Source organism: Nonomuraea soli (assembly GCF_013761175.1).
GTDB classification, from domain to species: domain Bacteria; phylum Actinomycetota; class Actinomycetes; order Streptosporangiales; family Streptosporangiaceae; genus Nonomuraea; species Nonomuraea soli.
The window spans coordinates 1-1,625 of the sequence record NZ_JACDUR010000019.1; the positions used below are offsets into that span (position 1 = coordinate 1).

Annotated in this window: 2 protein-coding genes; both read left to right on the plus strand. The window is 62.9% G+C overall.

What is annotated here, in order from left to right; translation table 11 throughout:
• Positions 1-279 precede the first annotated feature (279 nt).
• Entirely contained in the window at positions 280-717 is a 438-nt protein-coding gene (locus HNR30_RS46615; RefSeq protein WP_181616688.1) for a hypothetical protein, read from the plus strand.
• Between the two features lie 521 nt (positions 718-1,238).
• A partial coding sequence (locus HNR30_RS46620; RefSeq protein ID WP_181616689.1) for a hypothetical protein occupies positions 1,239-1,625 on the plus strand: 387 nt, incomplete at its 3' end.

The following is a 1,625-nucleotide window of genomic DNA, read 5'->3' on the forward strand; positions in this document are numbered from 1 at the left end:
GACCAAGACCCGAGCGCCTGGCAGCCACCTCTCGCCCCCTTCCGGTGCGCGTACGCCAAGAGCTGGGTAGACGTGAAGTTCGACTGGGGGCTCACGCTTCAGCAGGCCGAGAAGACGGCGTTGCAGGCGATGCTCGCCACGTGCTGAGCCCGGGTCGCGGAGACTTCGCGGTATCCAACTATGCGACTTTGCGCGCCTCTATACGCCAGCACATCGTTTCTCTGTACGTGCCACCGGCAGGCTTCCTGACATGACGACGGGTACACAACAGGAGAGCCAGTGATCTTTCGGAAGATGATTGCGCTGGCGTCCAGTGCATTGGCTCTCGCCATGACGGCTCCGGCGGGGCCAGCTCAGGCTGATTCGACGACTCCGTTCCATGTGAAGAACCAGAACTACACGGGCAGGACCCTGGCGGAGACCAAGGGATCGATGATTTGGCACAACCGCTCCGTCACCCTCGACCCGGTGCTGGTCCGTGCGGTCGACCATGGCGCCGAGGTGCTCTACGCCGGCTACAACGCTTCGTGCAGCCGAGTCGACGGTGAGATCAGGCAGATCGACGGAGACCAAAACGGCGCCTGGCATGAGGTCGCTCCGATCGGGCTCAGCTACGACCAGGTCGGCGGTATCCGATACGTGAAGATCAGCATCACGACGGAAGCAGGCACCGTTCACCACAACTTCTGGAGGCCCGGCTTCAGCACCTGCGGCTGAGCTGCCCCCAGCAGAACACCTCCTCGCGAGCGAAACGCCACGGAGGAGACCTGTACACGCGAATAGGCCCACCCTCCCGAAAGGGCCATTCTTGAAACGGTTGGACAGACGTTGACGGGATCTCGTCTGATCATCGCGACCAGGCGGGATCTTGTCGTTTCAGGGTTTCCGAATCGGGGTTCGTGGTGGCTTGGGGACTGTGGGGCGGGTGCCTGCAGAGGTCCGGGTGTGGCCGGCCTCTGGTGGAGACCCCGGGTTTTTGTCGCATCACCGCGCTCGCCCACCCACGTGGACACCCATGTGATGGAGCCGCAGCCTTCAGGCCGGAACCGCCGGCGTTATGGCCACGTTGGGCCGAGCAGAGCGCAAATGACTGGAGGATTGTGGGAGAGCCATCATCGTCCCGGCCGCGGCCGCCCGAATGGGGCCCACGGCAGAACGCCTTAACCTGCGCCGCACTCTTACTCCCCGGCCCCCGGCGGCTGGTTGTCTTGGGATTCCTCGTCTACTGTGCGGTTTCGATGCGCCACACCGAGGCGGTACTCGAGAGTGGCGTACGAATCTCGGCCCTTGTCATCGAAGCGCACCCTCCCGAGCGACTCCGAGCAGGCGGTCCGGATGTGCTCATCGTGTCATACACCACGCCCGAGGAATCGGTCACCGTACAAGTCTCGGACTCGGTCAGCGCCGAGGGCCTCAAGCCGGGAGATTTCGTCGAGGTCGTGTACGACCCGCAAGACGTCGACTACGTCGTTCTCGCCTCGCTGGGCGACGCTACCTATTACTACGTGTTTATCGCCTTAGCGGGCGTCATGGTCTTGCCCCGGTTTGATGGACACCTGATCTCTGAGGGACCCTGGTTCCCAGAAGAAGGAGTTCACTGTGCCGAACAACTATCCGCCGGAGTT